This window comes from Pseudomonas sp. SDO524_S393, assembly GCF_054071875.1.
This window is the reverse complement of record NZ_JBSVVZ010000049.1, coordinates 1-22,240: the sequence shown is the minus strand read 5'-3', so window position 1 is coordinate 22,240 and position 22,240 is coordinate 1. Positions and strand designations below refer to the sequence as shown.

The 22,240-nt window shown below is 63.5% G+C and carries 25 protein-coding genes; 19 read left to right on the top strand and 6 right to left on the bottom strand.

Annotated features, from left to right (window positions below; translation table 11 throughout):
* Positions 1–6: 6 nt before the first annotated feature.
* The 6 genes from ACW9IB_RS20255 to ACW9IB_RS20230 are packed head-to-tail and all read left to right on the top strand — an operon-like array spanning position 7 to position 5,422.
* A complete protein-coding gene (locus ACW9IB_RS20255) occupies positions 7–897 on the top strand; it encodes a SctD/MshK family protein (protein WP_457364226.1) in 891 nt (296 codons plus the stop codon).
* Between the two features lie 26 nt (positions 898–923).
* Positions 924–1,280 (top strand): hypothetical protein, encoded by a 357-nt coding sequence (locus tag ACW9IB_RS20250; RefSeq protein ID WP_457364225.1) that lies wholly within the window; start codon positions 924–926, stop codon positions 1,278–1,280.
* Positions 1,280–1,615 carry a type III secretion protein gene (locus ACW9IB_RS20245; RefSeq protein ID WP_457364224.1) on the top strand — a complete coding sequence of 112 codons (336 nt, stop codon included), beginning with the start codon at positions 1,280–1,282 and terminating at the stop codon, positions 1,613–1,615. Before ACW9IB_RS20250 ends, ACW9IB_RS20245 begins: the two co-directional genes overlap by 1 nt.
* On the top strand, positions 1,612–3,750 hold the full coding sequence (sctV, locus tag ACW9IB_RS20240) for a type III secretion system export apparatus subunit SctV (protein ID WP_457364223.1): 2,139 nt from the start codon (positions 1,612–1,614) through the stop codon (positions 3,748–3,750). Before ACW9IB_RS20245 ends, sctV begins: the two co-directional genes overlap by 4 nt.
* Entirely contained in the window at positions 3,747–5,027 is a 1,281-nt protein-coding gene (locus ACW9IB_RS20235; RefSeq protein WP_457364222.1) for a type II and III secretion system protein family protein, read from the top strand. Before sctV ends, ACW9IB_RS20235 begins: the two co-directional genes overlap by 4 nt.
* 14 nt (positions 5,028–5,041) lie before the next feature.
* Entirely contained in the window at positions 5,042–5,422 is a 381-nt protein-coding gene (locus ACW9IB_RS20230) for a hypothetical protein (RefSeq protein ID WP_457364221.1), read from the top strand.
* A 77-nt stretch (positions 5,423–5,499) separates the two neighbouring features.
* On the opposite strand, the gene ACW9IB_RS20225 is transcribed toward ACW9IB_RS20230, so the two are convergent.
* Positions 5,500–6,264: a tetratricopeptide repeat protein gene (locus ACW9IB_RS20225; protein ID WP_457364220.1), complete on the bottom strand. Its 765-nt coding sequence runs from the start codon at positions 6,262–6,264 to the stop codon at positions 5,500–5,502.
* A 48-nt stretch (positions 6,265–6,312) separates the two neighbouring features.
* Here ACW9IB_RS20225 and ACW9IB_RS20220 point away from each other — a divergent pair, with 48 nt between their 5' ends.
* From ACW9IB_RS20220 to ACW9IB_RS20160, 13 genes are all read left to right on the top strand, one after another.
* Positions 6,313–6,876: a type III secretion protein gene (locus ACW9IB_RS20220; RefSeq protein WP_457364219.1), complete on the top strand. Its 564-nt coding sequence runs from the start codon at positions 6,313–6,315 to the stop codon at positions 6,874–6,876.
* A 12-nt stretch (positions 6,877–6,888) separates the two neighbouring features.
* Entirely contained in the window at positions 6,889–7,122 is a 234-nt protein-coding gene (locus tag ACW9IB_RS20215; protein WP_457364218.1) for a hypothetical protein, read from the top strand.
* A 9-nt stretch (positions 7,123–7,131) separates the two neighbouring features.
* On the top strand, positions 7,132–7,566 hold the full coding sequence (locus tag ACW9IB_RS20210) for a hypothetical protein (RefSeq protein WP_457364217.1): 435 nt from the start codon (positions 7,132–7,134) through the stop codon (positions 7,564–7,566).
* Positions 7,567–7,570: 4 nt separating this feature from the next.
* Positions 7,571–8,353, top strand: coding sequence for a type III secretion system inner membrane ring lipoprotein SctJ (sctJ, locus tag ACW9IB_RS20205; RefSeq protein ID WP_457364216.1), 783 nt, complete (start codon positions 7,571–7,573; stop codon positions 8,351–8,353).
* Positions 8,350–8,964, top strand: coding sequence for a type III secretion protein (locus ACW9IB_RS20200; RefSeq protein WP_457364215.1), 615 nt, complete (start codon positions 8,350–8,352; stop codon positions 8,962–8,964). The genes sctJ and ACW9IB_RS20200 overlap by 4 nt, the downstream gene beginning before the upstream one ends.
* Positions 8,965–8,975: 11 nt before the next feature.
* Positions 8,976–9,560 carry a FliH/SctL family protein gene (locus ACW9IB_RS20195; protein WP_457364245.1) on the top strand — a complete coding sequence of 195 codons (585 nt, stop codon included), beginning with the start codon at positions 8,976–8,978 and terminating at the stop codon, positions 9,558–9,560.
* Positions 9,557–10,885 (top strand): FliI/YscN family ATPase, encoded by a 1,329-nt coding sequence (locus ACW9IB_RS20190; protein ID WP_457364214.1) that lies wholly within the window; start codon positions 9,557–9,559, stop codon positions 10,883–10,885. The genes ACW9IB_RS20195 and ACW9IB_RS20190 overlap by 4 nt, the downstream gene beginning before the upstream one ends.
* 73 nt (positions 10,886–10,958) lie before the next feature.
* On the top strand, positions 10,959–11,432 hold the full coding sequence (locus ACW9IB_RS20185) for a hypothetical protein (RefSeq protein WP_457364213.1): 474 nt from the start codon (positions 10,959–10,961) through the stop codon (positions 11,430–11,432).
* Positions 11,429–12,436, top strand: a complete 1,008-nt coding sequence (gene sctQ, locus ACW9IB_RS20180) for a type III secretion system cytoplasmic ring protein SctQ (RefSeq protein ID WP_457364212.1) — start codon at positions 11,429–11,431, stop codon at positions 12,434–12,436. Before ACW9IB_RS20185 ends, sctQ begins: the two co-directional genes overlap by 4 nt.
* Positions 12,433–13,086 carry a type III secretion system export apparatus subunit SctR gene (sctR, locus tag ACW9IB_RS20175; protein ID WP_457364211.1) on the top strand — a complete coding sequence of 218 codons (654 nt, stop codon included), beginning with the start codon at positions 12,433–12,435 and terminating at the stop codon, positions 13,084–13,086. Before sctQ ends, sctR begins: the two co-directional genes overlap by 4 nt.
* 10 nt (positions 13,087–13,096) lie before the next feature.
* The gene (locus ACW9IB_RS20170) at positions 13,097–13,366 is read left to right on the top strand and encodes an EscS/YscS/HrcS family type III secretion system export apparatus protein (protein ID WP_457364210.1); all 270 of its coding nucleotides are present in this window, start codon (positions 13,097–13,099) and stop codon (positions 13,364–13,366) included.
* Between the two features lie 6 nt (positions 13,367–13,372).
* Complete coding sequence (sctT, locus tag ACW9IB_RS20165; protein ID WP_457364209.1) at positions 13,373–14,185, top strand: type III secretion system export apparatus subunit SctT; 813 nt, start codon at positions 13,373–13,375, stop codon at positions 14,183–14,185.
* A gap of 3 nt (positions 14,186–14,188) precedes the next feature.
* Positions 14,189–15,235 carry an EscU/YscU/HrcU family type III secretion system export apparatus switch protein gene (locus tag ACW9IB_RS20160; RefSeq protein ID WP_457364208.1) on the top strand — a complete coding sequence of 349 codons (1,047 nt, stop codon included), beginning with the start codon at positions 14,189–14,191 and terminating at the stop codon, positions 15,233–15,235.
* On the opposite strand, the gene ACW9IB_RS20155 is transcribed toward ACW9IB_RS20160, so the two are convergent.
* The 5 genes from ACW9IB_RS20155 to ACW9IB_RS20135 form a co-directional block, all read right to left on the bottom strand.
* Positions 15,236–15,910, bottom strand: a complete 675-nt coding sequence (locus ACW9IB_RS20155) for an amino acid ABC transporter permease (protein ID WP_457415132.1) — start codon at positions 15,908–15,910, stop codon at positions 15,236–15,238. It abuts the gene before it with no gap.
* A complete protein-coding gene (locus tag ACW9IB_RS20150) occupies positions 15,903–16,637 on the bottom strand; it encodes an amino acid ABC transporter ATP-binding protein (protein ID WP_457415129.1) in 735 nt (244 codons plus the stop codon). Before ACW9IB_RS20150 ends, ACW9IB_RS20155 begins: the two co-directional genes overlap by 8 nt.
* A gap of 16 nt (positions 16,638–16,653) precedes the next feature.
* Positions 16,654–17,301, bottom strand: coding sequence for an amino acid ABC transporter permease (locus tag ACW9IB_RS20145; protein ID WP_457364205.1), 648 nt, complete (start codon positions 17,299–17,301; stop codon positions 16,654–16,656).
* A gap of 3 nt (positions 17,302–17,304) precedes the next feature.
* Positions 17,305–18,048, bottom strand: coding sequence for a transporter substrate-binding domain-containing protein (locus ACW9IB_RS20140; protein ID WP_457364204.1), 744 nt, complete (start codon positions 18,046–18,048; stop codon positions 17,305–17,307).
* Positions 18,049–18,485: 437 nt separating this feature from the next.
* Entirely contained in the window at positions 18,486–22,016 is a 3,531-nt protein-coding gene (locus ACW9IB_RS20135; protein ID WP_457415128.1) for a hypothetical protein, read from the bottom strand.
* Between the last annotated feature and the right edge of the window lie 224 nt (positions 22,017–22,240).

Below are 22,240 nucleotides of genomic sequence, written 5' to 3'. Positions count from 1 at the left end.
CCGAACATGACAGCCTTGATTTCCCTGGGCCCGGTCGCCGGTATTGGCGCGCCGACCCTGACAGTGACCGGTGGCTTGCATCAGGGCAGTTCCCTGGTACTCGACCAGCCCGTCTACACCATCGGCGCGGACCTCGCGGCCGATCTCGTTCTGAGCGATCCGGGCATTGCCGGCTTGCACCTGCGCCTGCGTTTTGACGGCGGCCAGGTCGCGGTCGAGGCATTGGGCGGAGATGTGCAGATTGCGGGCCTTGTACGTATTCCCCAAGGCAGCGGCCATCGCGCGCGCCTGCCAGTGCAACTGCGCATCGGCGCGGCTGGCGTCAGCCTGGCGTTGCCGGAAGGCGCGGAAAAACCGACGAAAACCCCTTCTCATACCAAGCGCACACCGTGGATCGTCGCGGCGGCGTTGCTGTTCATTTGCGCGGGCGCGTTGGCGTTTCGCTCGGAGGCACCAGTGTTGCCCGCTGCCGCGGTGGTCGATGCGCCGGCGGTGAAAAAACCGACCCGCGAACAGGCCAAGGCCTGGCTGGAGCAGCAACTGCAAGCGGCGCGCCTGGACGGTGTGAAGGTCAGCAACAGCAACGGCCAGCTCAGTGCCGTGGGCAGCTTCGAACAATCGCAGAAGCCACAATGGCTCGCCCTGCAACAAGCCTTCGACCAACGTTACGGCCAGCAGATCGTGCTCAACCCCCGGGTGGCGGTACGGGCCGACGCCGCGCGGCCACGCGTGCGGTTCCAGGCCGTGTGGTTCGGGACCAATCCTTACGTGATCAATGACAGCGGCAAGCGCCTGTACCCCGGCGCGGCCCTGGCGGACAACTGGGTGCTGGAGCGCATCGAGAACAACCAAGTGACTCTCGCCCGTGGCGAGGAGCGCTTTACCTTTACCTTATGACGCTGCTTTACAGCTAAGGCCCTGGGATGAAAGTCGAACCCCGCCCGTTGATTCCCAGTGACGTGCGCAGTGCACCGGTCGAAGCGATTCGTCCGGTCAGCTCGCGTCAGGCGACCGCTTTCGAAGCGGTCGTGAAAACCCGCAAGGTCCAGACTCGCCGCTCCCTGCGCAGTGACCTGGAAGCACTCACCAGTGCCGCCGGCGTCGACTCGTTGCTGTTCGGCAGTGCCCGTTCCCTGGAACTGCTGGAGCATGTGATGGAACACATTCTGCCAAGCCTGGACGCCGAGCCGCATATCAAGGAACTGGCGGTCGAGCTGATCAGCGAAGAAATCGAGGTGCGCCGCAACCTCGAACAGCAACGCTCGGAGGTACATGCCTGATGGCCCGTGATCACGATGACGCCGTGCAACTGCTCAAGGGCATCGGCGAACTGTACCGGCGCAATGGCCAGTCCCAGCGCGCCCTGGTCATGCTGTTGATTGCCGCCAGCGTGGCGCCCCACGACGGCGTGCTGCTGCGCTCGCTGGTGCTGGCGTTTACCGACAGCGGCGATGCCAATCGCGCCCTCGGCGCCCTTGACCGCCTGGTGGCGCTCGAAGGCGAGTCCGCCAGCCTGTTGCTGCTGCGCGCCCGCGCGCTGTGGTACGGCGAGCGCAAGGACGAGGCGCGTCAGTGCTTCAAGCGCTACCTGGCCGCACGCAGGGCCGGCGCATGAGTGCACTCAACAGCCTGAACAATCTCGCCCGCGTTGCCGCCCAACGCACTGACGTGATCATCGTCGCCTTCATGCTGATGGCCATCGTGATGATGATCATCCCGCTGCCCACCTACCTGGTGGACATGCTGATCGGCCTCAACATCGCCTTGAGCATCCTGATCCTGATCGTTGCCTTCTACATCGGCCATTCCGTGGAGTTCTCCGCGCTGCCGCCGTTGATTCTGCTCAGCACCCTGTTTCGCCTGTCCCTGTCGATCACCACCACCCGCCTGATCCTGCTGCACGGCGACGCCGGTCACATCGTCAAGGCGTTCGGTGACTTTGTGATCGCCGGGCAAGTGGTGGTGGGCATGGTGGTGTTCCTGATCATCACCGTGGCGCAGTTCGTGGTGATCACCAAGGGCGCCGAGCGCGTGGCGGAAGTGGCCGCGCGCTTCACCCTCGACGCGATGCCCGGCAAACAGATGAGCATCGACAACGACTTGCGCAACGGCGATATCGACCAGGGTGAAGCCCGTCGTCGCCGTTCGCGCCTTGAGCGTGAGAGCCAGATGTTCGGCGCGATGGACGGCGCCATGAAGTTCGTGAAGGGCGACGCGATTGCCGGCCTGGTGATCCTGGCGGTCAACCTGCTGGGCGGCATGCTGATCGGCATGATCGAGCGCGACATGCCCTTCGGCGTGGCGGTGCATACCTACTCGCTGCTCACCGTGGGTGACGGCCTGATCGCGCAGATCCCGGCGCTGCTGATTTCGGTGGCCGCCGGTACCGTGGTCACCCGCGTGAACAGCGACGGTGAGAGCGGCGACCTGGGCAGTGAAATCATCAAGCAACTGGGCGCCAGTCACCGCGCCCTGGGCCTGACGGCGTTGATCATGATCGGCGTCAGCCTGTTGCCGGGTTTCCCGACCTGGGTGTTCCTGGCCCTGTCCCTGGTGTTCGGCGGCGCGGCCTTTGTGATGTACCGCCGCCACAACCGTCAACCGCAAGCCGAGGTGGAGCCGTTGCTCGAAGCGCCGGAGCCGCAGGTCGAAGTGCAGGCCGAACTGGACGACAACCTGATGCCCGACACCCGGGTGCTGCTGACCATCGGCAGCGGCTTGTCCCAGAGCGCACCGCGCCAGTTGCTGCGCCAGCGGGTCGAAGCACTGTGTCACGACATTCGCACCGACCTGGGCGTGGATGTGCCGGTGCCGGGCATCTACATGGAACCCAAGGCCCCGGCCGGTGGTTTCCGCGTGTCCCTGGAAGGCGTGCCGGTGAGCGAGGGCGAGATGCCGGTCAACTGCCTGTTGTTGCAGGACGACCCGGTGCATGTGCAGCTGCTCGATATCGCCACTGTGCAGGCCGATTCGCCGCTCAATGGCCGCGCGTCGCACTGGATCGAGCGTCAGCACGAAGAAACCCTGCGCAACGCCGGCATCGGTTTCCTGCTGCCCGATGAAGTGCTGCGCGGTGTGCTGGAGCGCAGCCTGCGGCGTTACGCTGCCGACTTCCTTGGCATCCAGGAAACCCGCCTGTTGCTGGAGCGCACCGAAGCCACCTATGGCGAACTGGTCAAGGAGGCCTTGCGCCTGGTGCCGTTGCAACGCGTGGCCGAAACCCTGCGTCTGCTGATCGGCGAGGGTGTGTCGATCCGCAACCAGCGCGCCTTGCTCGAAGCCATGGTGGAGTGGGGCGCCCGCGAAACCGATGCTGGCCGTCTGGCCGAACACCTGCGTGCATCCCTGGCGCGGCAGATCAGCCACCAGTACGCCGACCGCAACCGCGTGATCGGTGCCCTGGTGCTGGCGCCGGGCCTGGAAGATCAACTGCGCGGCGCCCTGCGTCGCCAGGAGCCGCAGCGCGAACTGATCCCCGAGGAAGTCAGCCGTGCGTTGATCGGCCAATTGCGGCTGGCCTGCGAAAACATCCGCGAAGTCAACAGCGCCGTGTTGCTGGTGCACCCGGAACTGCGGCGCGGCCTGCGGCGCCTGGTGCTGCGCGGCGAACTGGACCTGGCGGTGCTGTCGTTCCGCGAGTTGGCCACCGAGTACAACCTGCAGGCGCTGGTCACCATCAGCCTGACCGATATTTCCAACCGCCGCGCACCTGGCGCGGCTTCCGTCACCCCGCTGGCGTCCGCCTCATGATGCGTTTTTGTGTGTTGTTGTTGGCTGTGTTTTCGTGTGTGAGTCAGGCGCAGGAAATTGCCGCCGGTGCCGCCGGCTCCATCAACCTGGCTTCCGGCGAAGGGCGGATCCTGCATTTTGTCGCGCCGGTGGATTCGGTGCTGGTGGCCGAGCCCAATGTGGCCGACCTGCAAGTGGTGTCGCCGGGCACGATTTACATCTTCGGCAAGGCGCCGGGCAACACCAGCCTGATCGCCTTGGGCGACGACGGTAAACAACTGGCGAGCCTGACCCTGTCGGTGAGCAGTGGCACCCAGGCGGTGACCGCGCCGATGCAGACGCTGCACCCGGGCAACGGCGCGCAAATCAGTGGCGCCGGCAACCGTCTGATCGCCAAGGGCACTGTGGGTTCGGTGGGCGAAGCGACTGACCTCAACGCGTTGCTCAACCCCCAGGGGCAGGGCTTTCAAAGCGCGATCAACACCACCGAATATGCCGGTTCCGCCCAAGTGAACCTGCGGGTGCGCTTTGCCGAAGTGTCGCGTTCCGAGCTGCTGCACTACGGCGTGAACTGGAACGCAATGTTCAACAACGGCACCTTCTCGTTCGGCCTGATCACCGGCGGTCCATTGGCGGCCGCCACGGCGGGTGGCCTGGCCACCGCCGGTACCGGCTCGGGCAACGTGAATATCGACGGCATGCTCGACGCCTTGCAGGCCAACGGTGTGTTGCAGATTCTCGCCGAACCGAACATCACCGCCATGACCGGCCAGACCGCCAGCTTCCTCGCCGGTGGCGAAGTGGCGATTCCGGTGCCGGTCAACCGTGACCTGGTGGGTATCGAATACAAGTCGTTCGGCGTGTCGCTGCTGTTCAACCCGACGCTGTTGCCCAACGGCCGCATCGCCCTGCAAGTGCGTCCGGAAGTCAGCAGCGTGGTCAGTGGCGGGACCGTGGATTTCGGCAACTTCCATGTGCCGTCGTTCAGCGTGCGCCGTGCCGATACGCGGGTGGAAGTGGGCAGTGGGCAGACCTTCGCGATCGCCGGCCTGTTCCAGCGTGAGAGCAGCCAGGACATCGAGAAACTGCCGTTGCTGGGCGACGTACCGATCCTGGGCAACCTGTTTCGCTCCAAGCGCTTCCAGCGCAACGAAACCGAACTGGTGATTCTGATCACCCCCTACCTGGTGGAGCCGGTGCGCGGTCGCACCCTTGCCACTCCCCTGGACGCCCAACCGGCTACCGCAGCGGCCACCGGACCGCGCAGCGGCGGGGCGTTCGGTTTTTACATGAATTGATAAGGGGGCCTGCCATGACGGTTATGCGTGTGTTGATGCTGTTGCCCCTGGCGCTGGTGGGTTGCCAGACTCATCTGGCACCGGCGTATTACTCCTCCGAATACCGTGCGGACGGTGTGCCGACCCAGTGTCAGCAACCGCCGGCGACGGACACCATCGGCCTGGGCGAAGACTTCAAGCCGACCCTGGCGCTGGGCTGTGCGAACAACCTGAACCTGATGCAGATGGTGGAGCGCCGCCAAGACCTGACCCAGGGCCGTGCAACCGGCCCGGTGATGGCCGCCCCGGTAGGCCGCGCCGCCCAGGTGTACATCGAAGGCTTCGACCGCGAGCAATTGCAGCGGCGCAAGGACCAGCAGGAAGCCAAGGCCGGCGCGCCGGGGGGTGAGCAATGAAGCCTCAAACGGCTGAGCAAAAAAGCACTTGTGCTGAGCGGTTCAGCCCAGAAGCACCGCTCAGATGCGCGACAAACTCAACGCGGATCGACCAACCCCAACTCACGCGCCTGCGCCACCGGATCACTGATCGCCTTGATGCGCTTCGCTTCGGCCACCAGGCGCTCGCGCTCGGCGGCGGGGATGTCGTCCAGGGGCAGGCTGGCGATGCGTTGTTCGTAACCGGCCAGCACCATCACCAGCAGCTCGTTGCGCTGGTGGCGGGGCAGGGCGCGGGGCGAGCGGGACACCGGGGTGATGGTGTCCAGGGCCTGTTGCGACTGCCCGCCCAGGGCGTAGGCCAGGGCGAGGTTGCAGCGGCTGTCGAGGTCGTCGGGGGTCAGGCTCAGGCTCTTGGCGAAGGCGGTCTGGGCCGCAGCGGCCTGGCCATTGAGGACATTGGCGATACCCAGCCGGGTGTACGCCACCGGCAGGTGGCTGGCCTCGGCGGCCTGGGCCAGCGAGGTGACCGCGCGCTGGCTCTTGCCCAGTTGCAACTGCGCGGTGCCCAGGCCGAGCAGGGCTTCGGCGTTACGCGTGTCGAACCCCAGGGCTTGCTGGAAGGCGCGTTCGGCGCCCAGCGCATCCTTGGCGCCGAGCCTGGCCTGGCCCAGCTTGAGCCACAGCTCGATGCCCGCGCCCGGTTGCTGGGCCGCTCGTTCGTACAACGCTGCGGCGCTGGCGTAGTCGCCGCGTTTGCTCAGGTCGTTGGCCAGTTGCAGGGACTTGTCACTGTCGGTCGAGGGTTTGCTGGAACAGGCCGCCAGGAACAGGGCACTGGCGAGCAGAAATTTCTGGGTCATCGTCACAACTCGTTGGGCGAAGGCGGACGCCATGTAAGCATATTTTTGATGGCTGTCCTATGCCTGTTCGGTGTGCGTCTGGCCAATGCCGCCGATGAGCCGGCGTGGTTCTCCCAACCCTACGCCTACGTGCTGGTGGACCAGGACGTACGCAGTGCCCTGGAGGAGTTCGGCCACAACCTCGACGTGCCCCTGGTGCTCTCCGACAAGGTGCGCGGCAAGGCCCGCAGCACCATTCGCGCCGCCACCGCCGGGGAGTTCCTGCAGACGCTGTGCAGCACCAACGGCCTGACCTGGTACTTCGACGGCAACCTCCTGTACCTCAACGCCAGCGACGAGATCACCACCAAGCTGTTCAAGGCCAGCGCCCTGAACCTGGATCAGTTGCAGGCCTACCTCAACACCCTCGACGTGTACGGCCAGCAGTTGTCCATGCGCAACGGTCCCGAGGGCGATGAAGTGTTCGTGTCCGGACCACCGCCGTACCTGGCGTTGGTGCAACAGCACGTCGATCACCTGCAACCCCGTGTCGTGGCCGCCCCGGTGGCGCGCGAGCGTGGGGTGCGGGTGTTCCGCGGTGCGCAAGTCAGTACTGAAACCCCCAACCAGTAAAGGAGCAGCACCATGTCCGTAACGGCCGTAGACAGCAACCTCGCCCCTGGTGGCGCCAGCCCTGAAGCCAAGTTCAATGCGGCGGTGGATAACGCCAAGGCCGCCGACAAACCCAACGAAGCCGATGACCCGGCGTTCACCGATGCGTTGATCACCCAGGCCGTCACCATTGGTGGCCAGTTCATCATCATGCCGAAGATGCAGGAACTGCTGAACGACGCGATGTCCGATGACGGCGAAGAGTAGGAATACCCTATGACTATCAGTCTCGCTGCTGGCGCCACGGCCCTCCCGCCGTCCGCTGGCGCGGGGCCCGCCGGGGCCTCGCAGAACCTGTTCGAGCACATGGCCAACACCGCCAAGGGCATGCCCGAGGGCGCGAGCCCGCATCAGATCGGCTCCGGCCTGATGGAGCGCCTGAACAGTTTTATCGACCGCTCCCGCACCTTTTCCGAGCGCGCCGACCTGCTCACCAACAACCCTTCGGCGCCCCCACCGGCCTCGGCGGAGATCCGCACGGCCAGCGCCACGCCTCAAGGCGAGGGCGGGAAAAAAGTCGGCGAACAACAGGTCGACCAGATCGTCCACTCCCTGGGCAAGATGTTCGACTACTCCATCGAAACCCAGATGGTGGTGCGCGGTGCGACGCAGATTTCCGGGTCCGCCAACACGCTGCTCAAGGGTCAATGACGCCATGCCAAGCCCAAACCGCGCTCTGCGCCTGTTGCTGATCGGCCTGCTCGCCAGCCTGTTGCAGGCCTGCAACACCGACCTCTATACCAACCTCAGCGAGCGCGATGCCAACGCCATGGTCGCGGTGCTGCTGCGCGGCGGCATCCCGGCGGAACGCAAGGCCCAGGACAACGGCCAGCTCAAGGTGGTGGTCGACGAGTCACGTTTTGCCGAGGCCATGACCCTGCTCGACAACGCCGGCCTGCCGCAACAGAGCTTTTCCAACATGGGCGACGTGTTCAAGGGCAACGGCCTGGTGTCGTCACCGGTGCAGGAACGGGCGCAGATGATCTATGCCCTGAGCGAAGAGCTGTCCCACTCGGTGTCGCAGATCGACGGCATCGTCGCCGCCCGCGTGCACGTGGTGCTGCCGGACAACGACTTGCTCAAGCGCGTGATTTCGCCGTCGTCGGCTTCGGTGCTGGTGCGCTATGACCCGGGCACCGACATCAACACGCTGATCCCGCAGATCAAGACCCTGGTGGCCAACGGTATCTCCGGCCTGAGCTACGAAGGGGTGTCGGTGACCGCGATCAAGGCCGCCGTGGCCATCAGCCAGAACCCGGCGCAACCGCGCCTGGCGCGGTTCATGGGGCTGTGGCTGCTGGAAGACAACCTGGCCCAGGCGCGGATCCTGTTCGGCGGCTTGCTGCTGATCGCCCTCGGCGCCCTGGGTGTTCTGGCGCGCCAGCATTGGGCGCGGCGCCAGTCCCAGGCGTTGTACGTACTCAAGGAGGGTGAATGAGCTTGATCGAACGCTGGCGGGAGCTGATTACCGAGCCGCTGCAATTTGTGCGTGGGCCTGGCCTGGGCGCGTGTTTTGCCGAAGACATGCCTGAAGAGGTGTTGAGTGTGTTGCAGGGCCAGCCGCGTTTTCGCCAGCGCCTGGAACAGTTGCTGGTCAGCCATTACCAATTGGCGCCGCTGGAACAGTTGGTGACGCCGGCGGCGGCCGACTTGCCGGTGCTGTTGCTGACATCGGCGCAATTTGCCCGCCTGCCAAGGTTGTGCGGTGCCATCTGGCACGGCGCGACCTTGAGCCGTGAGATCCGCCGCGAGGTGGTCAACGAACTGCGCGCAGGGCTTGGCACTGAAGTGTTCAGCCAAGCCCTGGCGTTGCGTCAGCTGGGCGGCGCCGCCGACCTGCTGCGTGAACCGGCGGAACTGATCGAAGCCATCGACCGTGACGGCCATGGCTGCGTGGCGGCCTGGTTGCACGCCCAGCACGCCGACTTCCAAGGCTGGTTGCGCTTGCGCTTTGTCTTCCCCGAGGGCCACAGCACCCGGCTGCCGCGTGACCTGGAAATCGTCCAGGCCGCCGCCGCCTGCCTGTTCGCCGAGGAGATTGCCCCGTGAGTGAGCACCCGATGAGTGAATTGCCGAGCCGTCCCACCGCGCGCATCCTGCGGGCCGAAGAAGCGGCTCTATGGACCGACGGGTTCGCCTTTTTGCAGGCGGCCAAGGCCCGCGCCGAACAGGTCAAGGCCGACAGCGATCAGTGGCTGGAGACCGCCCGCGCCGAAGGGTTTGAAAGTGCCCGCCAGGAAGGCGCCGAACAGGTGGCGCAACTGCTGTTGCAGACCCAATCCCAAGTACAGCATTACCTGAGCGGCCTGGAGGCGTCCCTGGCGGATCTGGCCCTGGGCATCGTGCGCGAAGTGCTGGGTGAACTGGACAACGCCGACCGGGTGGTGCGTTGCACCCGTCAGGCCCTGAGCGCGTTTCGCCAGGATCAGGCGTTGACGTTATGGGTGCCGCCCGCCGACGTCGACGCCCTGCGGCAACGCCTCAAGCTCGAAGGTTTGGCCATTGCGGTGGACGCCGATGAGCAACTGAGCGCCGGCCAGGCACGCCTCAACAGCCCGGCCGGTTCCGTGGAACTGGGCCTGGAGGCGCAACTGCAAAACCTGCGTCGCAGCTTGCTGCCGTTCGCCGAGGAGGGCGTGGCATGAGCGTCGCCCTCGAACAGTTGCTGCCCCGCCTGCACGAGCGCCTGGCCCAGGCCCGCTTGCGGCCCATGCACGGCACCGTGCTGAGTATTCGCGGTGTGCTGCTGCGCGCCAGCGTGGCCGGTGCGAGCATCGGCGAACTGTGCCAACTGCGCGACCCGGGCAGTGGCCGCAGCCTGAGTGCCGAAGTGATCGGGTTCGATGGCGACGAGGCGATTCTGTCGCCCATCGGCTCCATGGAGGGCCTGTCGACGCGCACGCAAATCACCGCCACCGGCGAAACCCTCGGGGTCGCCGTCGGCGACGCGCAACTGGGCCGGGTGATCAGCCCCATGGGCGATTTCCTCGACGGCGATGGTGTTCCGCCGACCCTGGCCTTGCAGCATTACCCGTTGCACGCCGAACCGCCGGCACCGTTCTCGCGGCAACTGATCGTGCGCTCAATGGCCCTGGGCATTCGGTCCATCGACGGTTTGCTGACCCTGGCCCAGGGCCAGCGCATGGGCATCTTCGGTGAGCCGGGGGTGGGCAAATCGTCGTTGCTCGCCAGCATCATTCGCAACAGTGAAGCCGATGTGATCGTGATCGGCCTGATCGGCGAGCGGGGCCGCGAAGTGCGTGAACTGCTCGACGTGCAACTGGACGCCCAGGCCCGTGCCCGCACGGTGGCGGTGGTCGCCACCTCGGACCGTCCGGCGGCCGAACGGGTGCGCGCGGCGTTCGTCGCCACCACCCTGGCCGAGTATCACCGTGACCAGGGCCGCAACGTGCTGCTGTTGATGGACAGCCTGACCCGCTTCGCCCGCGCGCAGCGTGAAATCGGCCTGGCGGTGGGCGAGCCGCCGACCCGTCGCGGTTATCCGCCGTCGTTCTTCTCGGCGCTGCCGCGTCTGTTGGAGCGCGCAGGACCTGGCCCTTCGGGCAGCATCACCGCGCTCTACACCGTGCTCACCGAGGGCGATGCCGCCAGTGATCCGGTGGCCGAGGAAGCCCGTTCGATTCTCGACGGGCATATTGCCCTCAGCGCCGAACTGGCCCAGCGCAACTACTTCCCGGCGGTGGACGTGCTGCGCAGCCGCAGCCGTCTGATGGAGCAGGTTGCCGGTGAGGAGCACAAGCGCCTGGCCATGCGCATTCGTGAACTGATGGCGCGTTACGGCGAGATCGAAATGCTGATCCGCGTGGGTGAATACTCCGCCGGCAGCGACCCCCTGGCAGACGAGGCCATCACCCGTCACAACGCGATCGAAGCGTTCCTGCGCCAGAACGCCGACGAACCCAGCAACCTGGAACAGACGCTGATCCGCATGCGCCAGGTGTTGGCATGAGACAAGCCCGCTCACCCCAATGTCCGGGCCATACAACAACGATTCGTTTTGGCATGAAGAGGGAGACTGCCCGATGAAAACCGATCAACTGCGCACCCTGCAGACCCTGCGGGTGTTGCGTGAACAGCGCGCCGCCAGCCAGCTGGCCGCGCAACAGCAACGCTGCGAGCAGACCCACGGCGTGCTGAACGACGCCAAGGAGCAACTGCGCCTGCACCGTGAAGCGATTGCCGAAGAAGCCCGGCAGATTTATGCGTCCCTCACCGAAGGCTTGTCGGTGGCCAGTTGGCAAGCGGCCCAGGACCGTCTGCGCGGTTTGTCCGACGACCAGGAGCAGCTGGAAAACGACGTGACCCATGTGTCCACCACCCTGGAAAGCCAGGAGCGCGAGCGTGACCTGTTCCGTCAGGAGCGCCTGAGCCGCCAGCGTCAGTCCGACGCCTGGCAAAGTCTGCTGGATGGGCGTGAGTACCATGAGCGCCGCGTGGGCGAGTTGCGGGACGAAGGTGAACCCCAGGCCCGCCTCGGGCAAGGCGTCGGCACATGATCGCGGCCCTTGCCGACCCGTTGTCGCCGTGGCTGACCCAGTACGACCCGGCGCTGCTGAGCCTGCATAACCAGTTGCACCGGCGCCGCCATGCCTGGCAGGGGCGTTGCGCCGGGCAGGCGGTGCGGGTGAGCTGGGCGACCGAGCCGCAGCCGCTCAACGCTCCCCGTGATGTGCTGCTGTTGCTCGGCCGCGCGCCGGTACGTCTGCGTTTGTCGCCGGCGGCGCTGGAGCAGGTACTGGCGCCCCTGGCGTTGCCATTCGATGCGCAAACACTGCCGTCGCTGCCGCGCTCGCTGTTGCTGGAACTGGCGGTGCTCGACCTGATCGAGACCCTGGAGCCTTTGCTCGGCCATCCGGTGCAAGTGCTGGAAGCCACCGAAGGCCTTGAGCAGCGCCCGTTTGCCGTGCATCTGTCGCTGTCGCTGAGCTTCGGCGATGAGTCGGCCATGGGCGCGCAACTGGACTTGAGCGAAGGCGCTGCGGTGCTGGTGGCGCAACTGCTGGAGCAACACACCACGCTGGATCCCGACCCGTTGCCGACGCTGCGCCAGACCGTGACGGTGATCGCGGGGCGCCAGTGGCTGAGCCTCGGCGAACTGCGCAGCCTGCGACCCGGTGATGTGCTGATGCTGGAACAAGGCCCGGGCCCGCTGCTGGACCTGGACGGGCGGTTGCAAGCCCGTTGCCAGTTCCAGGGTGAGGTCTTGCGCGTACAGGAAGAATTGAAAGCGCCCCTTTTGGACATGGAGAACACAATGACTGACGTTGATGCGGCTGCGGCCCTGGATGACTTGCCGCTCAAACTGGTGTGCCAGGTGGGCAGCCTGGAACTGACCCTGGCGCAGTTGCGCGAACTGGGGGCGGGCAGCCTGTTGCAGCTCAATACCCCCGGTGTGGACAACGTCGACCTGATGGTCAACGGACGCCGCGTCGGCCAGGGCCAACTGGTGAAAATCGGCGATGGCCTGGGTGTGCGCCTGCTGAGTTTCGCCACCCCATGACCGGTTATCAGCCGAACCTGATCGAGATCATCCTGGTCGTCGCGACGATCGGGCTGATCCCGTTGGCGGTGGTGACACTTACCGGTTTCATGAAGATTTCGGTGGTGCTGTTCCTGATCCGCAACGCCCTCGGGGTGCAGCAGACCCCGCCGAACCTGGTGCTGTACGGCATCGCGCTGATTCTGTCGGTGTATGTCACCACGCCGTTGATCGGCGACATGTATCGGCAAGTGGAGGGCCGCGACCTCAATATCGAGCATGTGGAGCAACTCAAGGACTTGGGCGACGCCTTGCGCCCGCCGTTGCAGGCGCACCTGGCGCGGTTCGCCAACGAGTCCGAGCGCGGCTTTTTCGTGCAGGCCACCGAGACCATCTGGTCGCCGGAAGCCCGTGCCGACCTGCGTGACGATGACCTGGTGGTACTGGTGCCGGCGTTCGTCAGCTCGGAACTGACCCGGGCGTTCGAGATTGGCTTCCTGCTGTATATCCCGTTCCTGGTGGTGGATTTGCTGGTGTCCAACGTACTGATGGCCATGGGCATGTCGATGGTCTCGCCGAACCTGATTTCCATCCCGCTGAAGATCTTTTTGTTCGTGTCGCTGAGTGGCTGGTCGCGCTTGATGCACGGTTTGATTCTGAGTTACGGCTGAGGCACGACCCATGGGCCAGGATGTATTTTTGTCGTTGATGAAACAGGCGCTGATGACGGTGCTGATGCTCTCGGCGCCGGCGCTGGGGGTGGCGATTATCGTGGGCTTGAGCGTGGGGCTGTTCCAGGCGCTGACGCAGATCCAGGACCAGACGCTGCCCCAGGTGGTGAAGCTGGTGGGCGTGCTGTTGACCATCGTGTTCCTCGGCCCGGTGCTGGCCGGGCAGGTGGCGGAACTGGGCGGCCAGGTGCTGGACAACTTCCCGATGTGGACGCGCTGACCGCCCATGGATGCCAGCCTTACCGCGCAGTTTCTGGAGGTCGCCTACCCGGTGATCAGTTCCGCTTCGCTCGCCGCGTGCCGGGCCATGGGCGTGGTGGTGATCACCCCGGCGTTCAACCGCCTGGGGCTCACCGGGATGATCCGTGGTTGTGTGGCCGTGGCGATTTCGATCCCGATGTTTTTCCCGGTGTTCGAGGCGCTCACCGCCATGCCCGAACACGGCAGCGTGTTCATCGCCGGCTTGCTGATCAAGGAGTTCCTGATCGGCATTTTGATCGGGCTGCTGTTCGGCATTCCGTTCTGGGCCGCCGAGGTGGCGGGGGAGTTGATCGACCTGCAACGCGGCTCGACCATGGCGCAGTTGGTGGACCCGTTGTCGTCCGGGGAGTCCAGCGTGATGGCGACCCTGCTCACCGTGATGCTGATCACGCTGTTCTTCATGTCCGGCGGGTTTATCCTGATGGTCGACGGTTACTACCACAGCTACCAGTTGTGGCCGGTGACCTCATTCACCCCGGTCTTTGCAAGCTCGGCGCTGTTGGCGGTGCTGTCGATCCTCGACCAGATCATGCGCGTGGGCGTGCTGATGGTTTCCCCGTTGCTGATCTCGTTGCTGATCACCGACCTGATGCTGGCGTACCTGTCGCGGATGGCGCCGAACCTGCACATCTTCGACTTGTCGCTGCCGGTGAAAAACCTGTTTTTCTCGATCCTGATGGTGATCTACATCGGCTTCCTGATCCCGTTGATGCTGGACCAGCTGGCGGAGTTCCGCGGCACGGTCGAACTGCTCAAGACCCTGTCGGGCATGGAGTAGCCGATGGCCGATACCAGTGAAGAGAAATCCCAGCCGGCCACGGACAAGAAACTCCAGGACGCGCGCAAGAAAGGCCAGGTTGCCAAGAGCCAGGACCTGGTGTCGGGCATGGTCATTCTGTTCTGCACCCTGTGCATTTCCATCCTTGCGCCCCGGGCCAAGGCCCAGGTCACGGCGCTGATCGACCTCACGGCGCAGATCTACGTGCAACCCTTCGCCACCGTGTGGCCCCGGGTGCTCGACCATGCCGAACAGCTGGTCATCAGCATTACCCTGCCGGTGATGGCGGTGACCACCGGCGTGGTGATCCTGACCAACATCATCACCATGCGCGGGTTCGTGTTTTCGGTGGACCCGATCAAGCCCGAGTTCAAGCGGATCAACCCGGCCGAGGGCATGAAGAAGATCTTCGCCCTGCGCAACCTGGTGGAGTTCATCAAGGGCCTGATCAAGGTGCACGTGCTGGCGGTGGCGTTCTACGTGGTGGGCAAGCATGCGTTGCAGGCGTTGATGGAGTCGTCGCGCTGTGGGGCGGAGTGCATGGAGTCGACGTTCTTCCTGGTGCTCAAGCCGCTGGTGTTCACCGTGCTCTGCGCATTCATCCTGGTGGGCGGGGTGGACGTGATGATGCAGCGCTGGCTGTTCGGTCGCGACATGAAAATGACCCGCAGCGAAACCAAGCGCGAACGCAAGGACATCGACGGCGACCCGCTGATCAAGAGCGAGCGTCGGCGCCAGCGCAACGAAATGCAGGCCCTGGCCACCAAGCTGGGGTTGAACCGGGCGTCGATGATGATCGGCACCACCGACGGGTGCGTGATCGGCGTGCGTTATGTGCGCGGCGAAACGCCGGTGCCGGTGGTGGTGTGCCGCGCATCGCCTGAGGAAGCGTTGCTGATGCTGCAGGAAGCCTACGACCTGGGCATTCCCCATGCGCCGGACAAGGCGCTGGCCGCGGATATCTACCGCAAGACCGTGCCGGGCGATCCGGTGCCTGACGCGTCGTTCCAGGCCGTGGCGGACTGGCTGGTGGCGGCGCGCCTTATCTGATCAGTGCCAGGCCAGCCGCGCATTGCGCCGTTCCAGGGCCCTGGACAGCATAAACACCGCCGACGCCAATACCACGTAGAACAGCGCCGTCAGCGTATAGGTTTTGAAGAACTCGAAGTTGCCACCGGCCAACTCCTGCATGCGTGCGAAAAATTCCGGGTATTGCACCAGGAACGCGATGGAGCTGTCTTTGAGGTTGTAGATCACCTGGTTGGTCAGCGCGGGAATCGAGGTGCGCAATACCTGGGGCAGGATAAGGTTCGTGTAGATCTGGCCCTCGCTGAAACCTTGCGCGGTGGCCGCTTCCAGTTGGCTCTTGTCCAGGCCGTTGTAGGCCGTCAGCAGATACGCCGCGTTATAGGCGGCCACATTCGCGGTAAAACCGATGACCATCACTTCGAACGGACTGAGCCGGATCCCCAGGGCCGGCAGGCCGTAGTACAGGATGTAGATGATGCAGATCAGCGGCGTGCCGATGAAAAACGACTTGTATGCCTCGATACTTCGGGCCACCCCTGAGCGTTTGCTCAGACTGAGGAAGAACACCAGCACACCCAGGGCAAAGCTGGTCATCGAGACGGTAAGCGTCAATTTGACCGTGGCCAGAATGCCCGACGCGATCAGTGGCCACTGGTCGAGGAAGTCCTGGTAAAAACTCAACCAGCGCTCAAGCATGACGTTTCTTCCCAAAGAACCAGGCGACTTCGGGGATATCCGACTGCAAGGCCAATTGGGCCACCGGCCCCTGGGCGACGATTTTGCCGGCGTACATGAACACCACGTTCTGGCTGATCTGATCGGCAAAGGCGATATCGTGGGTCACGCACACCGTGGTGATCCGGCGCGCTTCGAGCTTCTTGATCAGCAACGCGACTTCCTGGCTCATCAGGGGGTCCAGGGCCGAGGTGGGCTCGTCCAGAATGACGATTTCAGGCTGCATCACCAGGGTTCTTGCCAGCGCGACCCGCTGCTTCTGCCCACCGGACAGTTGGGCGGGAAACTTCTTGGCATGGGCGGCCATGTCAAAGTAGTCCAGCTCTTGCAGCGCCAGTGCCCGCGCTTCTTCACGGCTTTTGCCCTGGAGCTTGCGCAGGCCCAGGGTGATGTTGTCCAGCACGCTCAGGTGGCGGTACAGCGCAAAATTCTGAAAGACGAAGCCGATGTGCTTGCGCAGCGCGCGGATATCCAGCTGCGGGCTGAGCATGTCATCGCCGTGGAACCGGATCGTCCCGGAATCGGGTCGCTCCAGCAGGTTCATGCAACGGATCAAGGTGGTTTTGCCACAGCCAGAAGGCCCCATGATCACCAGGGTGTCTCCGGCGTTGACCGTCAGGTCGATGCCCTTGAGCACGACATGATCGACGAAGGCTTTCATCAGGTTATTGATTTGCAGGATCGACATGGCGTTATTCCGGGTATCACTGATCGGCAAACCGGCGCTGCAGCCTGCGCAGCGCCAGGGCGAAGATCGAGTAGATGCAAAAGTACATGAGGCCTGCGGCCAGGTAGATGTTCACGCCCAGCGACGTGGAGGCGGTGAGGGCCTTGGCCTGCCCGAGGATCTCGGTGAAACCGACGGTGTAGGCGAACGGTGTGTTTTTCAGGACGGCGGTCAGTTCATTCATCACGCCCGGTACGGAAAAACGCAGCATCTGCGGCAGCTCGATGTAAAACACCACCTGGCGGTCACTGAAGCCCATCGCCTGCGCTGCCGCCCGTTCATTGGGGTCGACCGAGGCCAGGGCACCGCGAAAGACTTCCGAGAGGTAGGCCCCGCCAATGACGCCCAGGCTGAGGTTCATGGCCACCATGGGCGAAGGGCGAATGCCCAGGCTCGGCAGGCCGAAATAGACGAGGAAGAGCAGCACCAGCACCGGAATCGAACGAACGATGAACACGGCGGCACTCAGAACTGCACCCGTACGATGGCCGGAAAGCCGCCGTAAAACGGCGACTCCCAACCCCAATGTGAAGGCGGTGATGAAGCACGACAGCGTGATATAGAACGTGGCCACGACACCGTGCAACAACAGCCCTATGACATCGAAGAACTGACGGTCAAACATCCGTTACGACTTCAACCACTTGTCCATGATGGCGGCCAACTTCTGTGGGCCCAGTTCTTTCAAGTAAGCATCGAAGTCCGCACGGATCGGCGAACCTTGCTGGAAGGCAAAACCGAGATGGTCAACGCCCTTGAAAGAATAAGTGACGGCGATCGGCAACTTCTGGTGGAACTTGTAGTTGTCGTACACCGGCTCTTCGATAAACGCAAGATCCAGGTTGCCGTTTTGCAGGTCAGTGATCACTTCGTTATAAGAAGGGTACAACTTGGCATCGGCCACTTTGTAAAGACCCTTGGGTTCCAGATCGGTCTTGATCAAGTCGGCATAGGCCATGCCGCGTGGGTAACCGATGCTGTATTTTTTCAACTGCGCCAGGTCAGTCAGGGTCAGTTTCTTGGACGCCAGGCTCACCAGGTTGAACGAGTTTTCATAATATGGCGCCGAGAAGTCCATGACTTTCTTGCGCTTGTCGGTGATCGAAATACCCGAGAACGCCAGGTCCGCCTGCTTGCTGGCAACCGCGCCGAGCATGCCGTCCCAGTCGTATTCGGTGGTCTTGATGGTGCACCCGCGGGACTTGCAGTAGCCGTTGAAGATTTCCAGGTCAACGCCTTGCAGCTTGCCGCTCTGATCCTTGAACAGCATGGGCGGGGAGTTGGGCGAAACGGCGACTTCGAGGGTCTTGCCTTTCAGCAGGTCGTTGGCGCTGGCACCAAAGGCGGCCAGGCTCAACAGGGAGGCGAACATTATTTTTTTCAGGTTTTGCATAGAAGTCTCTCTTCAAAAAAGGGAACAAACCAGGATGGTTCAGCCAATTAACACCTGTGATCCCTCACGCACTCACAGACAAGTCTCCCAACCAATGTGGGTGAACAGTCTCTTTCCAGATAGGGTGTTTACACGATCAAAAGATTTATAAGCTTATTGCTTTAATTGTCTTCGGACCGTGAAGTGAAACGCAGGCAATAGTGGATCCAATTAGTTGTAGGTTAATAAATATGGATCCAATGAGTCATTCCATACGTTGCAATAATCATGATACTTGCACGCTTTGACTACTTAAAGAGAAATGGTTCAAAAATAAAAAATTAGTTATGCGCTTAGAGCGCGCTTAGTTGAAACTCGGCCCGGAATGACCGGGCCAGAGCGTTGTTGCGGGAAGGGAGAAGGGAGGGCGAGTGGGGTCAACCGTTGTCGACATCGTGATAGGGGCCGCCGTAGCCGTCGCCGACCCGCCAGATGATGTCGTGGTTGTCGTTGGTCCACTCCGACGGTTTGAGCGAATACTTGTAGTCCTCGGAATTGCGGTTGTTGCCGTCGCCGATGTAGTCCGGGTGGTCGCGCCGATGGTCGCCGCCGCGAATGCTCGAGCGCGCGTCCCATTCTTCCTTGCGGAAGTCGAAGATGCTCTGGTCCGTCGGCGCATCGCGCTGGCCCCAGTCGGACAGGTAGGTTTGCAGCCACACGTACGCTTCGTCGCCGTTGGGCTTGAGCAGGCCGTCCTGCTTGAAGTCCTGGATCTGGTTCCAGTTCTGCATCGAGATCTTGTGCAGCTTGTGTGATTGCACGGTGCTGAGGATCGCGCCGACAAACGACAGCGCACCGGAGATCAGGAAACCCACCGGGCCCAGGAACGGGATGATGCGCCCGGTAACACCGAGGGTGGTCAGCACGCCGCCGCCCGCTGCCACCAGGCTGCTGACGCCGCCGGCCATGGACAGCGAGCCCGAGGCGATTTTCACCGGGTCTTTTTCGCGCACGCCGTCACGTAACGTAAACGCCGCCTGGACCACGCTGATCACGCCGCCGGCCACGTCGGTGGCCATGCCGATCACCTTGATCGCGCTGCTGGCGAACTTGGCGCCAAACCCGGCGCCGGCCACGCCGCCCCGGCTGGCGATGCCTTTTTCGATACCTTCCTGGACCTTTTTCGCGCCTTCGTCGCTCCAGCCGCCGCTGTTGAGCACCTTGCCCACGTCCTTGCCGTCGTCCATGGCCTGGTCGACGATCTCGAAGTACTTCTTCTGCACCGCCTCGGCATCCTTGGGCAGCGCGTGGTAGCCCTCGCCGGGCTTGGCCCACAGGTCGGGCAGCGAGCGGTCGAAGCCCATCAGCTTGTAGGCGTTGGTGCCGCGCAGCTTGTCGTAGACCTTCAGGCCCAGGGTCGCGAAGTGCGAACCGGTGCCGAGGAAACCGAGGAAGTCGTTGGCGATCCCGAGGCGCTTCATCGGGGTGTCCGCCAGCTTGCCGCCCTGGCCCGCCAGTTGATACACGATACGCCCCATGCCGATGGCGCCGCCGACCGAACCGAGTACGCCGTTGTCCTTGAGGAAACTCAGGTTCTTCACGAACGAGCTGCGGTTCTCTTCGCTGAGGTTGGGCATGATCTCCTTGCTCACGGCGTGTTCGATGTCGCTGAAGCTGATCACGCCGTTTTTCTGCCAGGTATCGCCCAGGGAAATCATCGCCTTGCCGAAGTCGGCGGCGGCGTTCTTGTCCTTGAGCAACTGGTCGACGAACTTGGAATACACCCCCAGCGCCTGGCGCGGCAGGCCGTCGGCGCTGCCCTTGAGCATCGACAGAATCGCCAGGGTGTTGTCCTGGGTGGCCAGGGCGGTGTTGTCGTCGCTGATCTTGCTCGGGTCATCCATCAGCTTTTCGACGGCATCGGTGTAGCCGTCGATCTGCAGGTTTTGCAGGAAGTTATCGGCCTTGGCCGGGTCCATGTCGGCCAGGGCGGTGTAGGCGGTCTGGATTTCCTGGGTGGCCAGTTCGGTCTTGCCGTCGTCCTGCAAGGCCTTGATGTATTTGGTGAAGTTCTCCGACGAGGTGCTGTCGACCAGCTTCTGGCGGGTTTCATCGACCTTGGCCTGGCCGCCGTCGACCTTGCCCAGGGCCGCATCATGGTTGGCCTTGATATCCGCCTGGATGGTCGAGTCGCCGAGCAGTTCGCCGATGGTCTTGTCGATGGACTTGGTGTCGAAGATGTTGTCGCGCACATCCCGCGACGTGACGTCGATCGGCGTGGTGGCGATGCCCTGGTTGCCGAACCCGTGTTCGGGAATGATCGACATGCCGTTGTCGGCCATGCTCTTGGCTTCCACCGCGCGCAGGAATTTGGCGCGGGGGTCGTCCTTGCCGATGCTGCCGTCCTTGACCCCGGCGCGGTAGCTGTCCACCAGGGTTTTCATGGACAGGTCCTGCACCGACAGCGGGTTGCCGCTTTCATCCTTTTCGGTGGTGGCGAGGTTGTCCACCGAAACGTCCTTGAGCGGCGGCAAGCCGTTGTCGGCGCGCAGCTTGTCGACATCGGTGACCTGCTGGGCGATGTCGGTGCGGTAGCCGGAAATCTGCTCGAACATCTGCGGGTTGGTGTCTTCGCTGACGATGATTTTTTCTTCGGCGCCGCCCGGTTTGTGCTGGGTGAAGGCGATCAGGCCGGGGCCGTAATCGCCTGCGCCGCCGACGCTCATGATGTCTTCGGTGGACGACAGGTAAGCGTCCGGCCCGGCCAGGCTGTAGCCTTCGCCCTTGGCCTTTTCGATCCCGGCCAGGCTCTGGCCCTTGGTGGTGTAGGCGGCGAAGGCTTCGGGGGTGATGTCCTTGGACACCACCAGCAATTTGCCGTCGGCCTGGTTGACCACCAGGATGCCGTCCATCGGTGCATCGACCTTGCTGATATCACTCAGCTTGAGGTTGGCTTCGTCCTTGCGCAGCAGTTCCTGGCCCGGCAGGGACTGGGCGTTCTTGATGTAGTCGAATGCCTGGCTGCCTTCACTTTTGTGCACGGCGTGGAGGAAGTTGTAGAGGCTGCTGCCGGCGTTGGGGTTGGGGTTGCTGAGGTCGGCGCCGGGCTGCGGCAGGGCGGCTTCGGACTGGGCAATCATGTATTTCTTGCCCTGGTGCTCGAACAGGATCACCCCGGACTTGGGGTCTTCGGACACGACTTTCAGCTGGCTGAAATCCAGGTCGCCGGGCAGGCTGGTGACTGCTTCGTACCCCTTGGCCTTGCCGTCGGCGAGGGCTTCCTGGGTGACGCCGGCCTGGTTGAAGCTGGCGAAGGCTTCGGGGGTGAGTGCCTCGGAAACAACCAGGGTCTGGCCGCTGGCCATTTCGACCTTGACCACGCCGTCCTTGGCTTCGCCCACCGACTTGATGTTGGCCAGACGCACGGTGGGGTCGTCTTCACGCAGCAGTTGCTGATCGGGATTGCCCAAGGCTTCGCGAATCGCCTTGCCGGCGGGCGTGCCTTCGGTTTCGGCGAGGGTGTGCAGCAGGTCGTAGAGCGGCGTGCCTTCGTCCGGCCCGCCCTGGTTGACCGGCGCCACCGCATGGCCGAAGTGCAGGCCCTTGAGGGTGTCGAAGCCTTCCTGGACTTTTTCTGCGCCTTCGCGGGTGATCTTGAACTTGTTGCCGTCCTGCTCGAAGTAGATGACCCCGGCGTCTTTGTCCTCGGACACCACCTTGAGTTTGTCGATCTCCAGCTTGGCGGGCAGGGCGGTGACCTCCTTGTAGTCGTCGGGCTTGATCTCGGACGGTTTCTTCAAGCCCTCGCCCGAATGTGCGGCGAGCACTTTGGGAGGGCTGAAGGTCTTATCGCCCGCCCCGGCGGCCGCCAAGGTCTTGGCCTTGTTGAGCAGTGCATCGAAGAGACGTTCCGGTGCTTTGGTTTCACCTACGCGCGGTGAGGCGGCTTTGTCGGGGCGATTGATCATTGTCCAGTCCATGGTGGTGTGGTTTGTGGGCGCACGAGTACTGGATATTAGGGGCTGGCGGGGCGTGAAATCGCGGGAATTGGCAACAACGCACAAGCTTTCACGGCTGTGAAATGGTCGTGTGATCTTGCCGTCACAGCCGCTTTTTGTAGTGAGCAGGCTTGTCGAGTCGTCGCACCGCCTGCGCTGGAGCGCGAAGCGGTCCCAAAATCAGACAATGCGGT

Excerpts from the sequence above, each read along its gene's own strand:
- ACW9IB_RS20235 (WP_457364222.1), top strand. The coding sequence starts at position 3,747 with ATGATGCGTTTTTGTGTGTTGTTGTTGGCTGTGTTTTCGTGTGTGAGT.
- ACW9IB_RS20225 (WP_457364220.1), bottom strand. The coding sequence starts at position 6,264 with ATGACCCAGAAATTTCTGCTCGCCAGTGCCCTGTTCCTGGCGGCCTGT.
- sctT (WP_457364209.1), top strand. The coding sequence starts at position 13,373 with ATGGATGCCAGCCTTACCGCGCAGTTTCTGGAGGTCGCCTACCCGGTG.
- ACW9IB_RS20150 (WP_457415129.1), bottom strand. The coding sequence starts at position 16,637 with ATGTCGATCCTGCAAATCAATAACCTGATGAAAGCCTTCGTCGATCAT.
- ACW9IB_RS20255 (WP_457364226.1), top strand. The coding sequence starts at position 7 with ATGACAGCCTTGATTTCCCTGGGCCCGGTCGCCGGTATTGGCGCGCCG.
- ACW9IB_RS20245 (WP_457364224.1), top strand. The coding sequence starts at position 1,280 with ATGGCCCGTGATCACGATGACGCCGTGCAACTGCTCAAGGGCATCGGC.
- sctQ (WP_457364212.1), top strand. The coding sequence starts at position 11,429 with ATGATCGCGGCCCTTGCCGACCCGTTGTCGCCGTGGCTGACCCAGTAC.
- ACW9IB_RS20190 (WP_457364214.1), top strand. The coding sequence starts at position 9,557 with ATGAGCGTCGCCCTCGAACAGTTGCTGCCCCGCCTGCACGAGCGCCTG.
- ACW9IB_RS20145 (WP_457364205.1), bottom strand. The coding sequence starts at position 17,301 with ATGTTTGACCGTCAGTTCTTCGATGTCATAGGGCTGTTGTTGCACGGT.
- ACW9IB_RS20195 (WP_457364245.1), top strand. The coding sequence starts at position 8,976 with ATGAGTGAATTGCCGAGCCGTCCCACCGCGCGCATCCTGCGGGCCGAA.
- ACW9IB_RS20160 (WP_457364208.1), top strand. The coding sequence starts at position 14,189 with ATGGCCGATACCAGTGAAGAGAAATCCCAGCCGGCCACGGACAAGAAA.
- ACW9IB_RS20215 (WP_457364218.1), top strand. The coding sequence starts at position 6,889 with ATGTCCGTAACGGCCGTAGACAGCAACCTCGCCCCTGGTGGCGCCAGC.
- ACW9IB_RS20140 (WP_457364204.1), bottom strand. The coding sequence starts at position 18,048 with ATGTTCGCCTCCCTGTTGAGCCTGGCCGCCTTTGGTGCCAGCGCCAAC.
- ACW9IB_RS20200 (WP_457364215.1), top strand. The coding sequence starts at position 8,350 with ATGAGCTTGATCGAACGCTGGCGGGAGCTGATTACCGAGCCGCTGCAA.
- sctJ (WP_457364216.1), top strand. The coding sequence starts at position 7,571 with ATGCCAAGCCCAAACCGCGCTCTGCGCCTGTTGCTGATCGGCCTGCTC.
- ACW9IB_RS20210 (WP_457364217.1), top strand. The coding sequence starts at position 7,132 with ATGACTATCAGTCTCGCTGCTGGCGCCACGGCCCTCCCGCCGTCCGCT.
- ACW9IB_RS20250 (WP_457364225.1), top strand. The coding sequence starts at position 924 with ATGAAAGTCGAACCCCGCCCGTTGATTCCCAGTGACGTGCGCAGTGCA.
- ACW9IB_RS20185 (WP_457364213.1), top strand. The coding sequence starts at position 10,959 with ATGAAAACCGATCAACTGCGCACCCTGCAGACCCTGCGGGTGTTGCGT.
- ACW9IB_RS20155 (WP_457415132.1), bottom strand. The coding sequence starts at position 15,910 with ATGCTTGAGCGCTGGTTGAGTTTTTACCAGGACTTCCTCGACCAGTGG.
- sctR (WP_457364211.1), top strand. The coding sequence starts at position 12,433 with ATGACCGGTTATCAGCCGAACCTGATCGAGATCATCCTGGTCGTCGCG.
- ACW9IB_RS20170 (WP_457364210.1), top strand. The coding sequence starts at position 13,097 with ATGGGCCAGGATGTATTTTTGTCGTTGATGAAACAGGCGCTGATGACG.
- sctV (WP_457364223.1), top strand. The coding sequence starts at position 1,612 with ATGAGTGCACTCAACAGCCTGAACAATCTCGCCCGCGTTGCCGCCCAA.
- ACW9IB_RS20220 (WP_457364219.1), top strand. The coding sequence starts at position 6,313 with ATGGCTGTCCTATGCCTGTTCGGTGTGCGTCTGGCCAATGCCGCCGAT.
- ACW9IB_RS20135 (WP_457415128.1), bottom strand. The coding sequence starts at position 22,016 with ATGATCAATCGCCCCGACAAAGCCGCCTCACCGCGCGTAGGTGAAACC.
- ACW9IB_RS20230 (WP_457364221.1), top strand. The coding sequence starts at position 5,042 with ATGACGGTTATGCGTGTGTTGATGCTGTTGCCCCTGGCGCTGGTGGGT.